This is a genomic window from Acinetobacter sp. 1566109, assembly GCF_000582255.1.
Lineage (GTDB): Bacteria > Pseudomonadota > Gammaproteobacteria > Pseudomonadales > Moraxellaceae > Acinetobacter > Acinetobacter nosocomialis.
In genome coordinates, this window is sequence record NZ_JEYB01000262.1 from 1 (window position 1) to 318 (window position 318).

Sequence of the window (318 nt, forward strand, 5' to 3'; positions counted from 1 at the left end):
GAATCGAACCATTAAAAAGGTTGAAGATGCATTGATGAAATCAAGACGGTTTACTCTGCCAAAACGAAGCATTACCACAGCAGACGAACAGTTTAACTGGGTCATTATTGATGCGACAGAATGTTCAATAGAACGTCCGAAAAAAAAATCAGAGTAAGTTCTACAGTGGTAAAAAGAAGAAACATACGCTAAAAGCACAAGTGATCTATCATCCGAACAGCAAACAAATCATAGGGCTAGATATATCGAATGGCAGTCAGCATGACATTAAATTGGCAAGAAGAACGGTTAAAAAATTCAAACATTGTAATGGTTCGA

1 pseudogene is annotated in these 318 nt (G+C 36.8%); it reads left to right on the top strand.

Annotated elements, in window-relative coordinates:
* Nucleotides 1–318 (top strand): annotated as a pseudogene (locus tag J582_RS26725) (transposase); the annotation flags it as partial.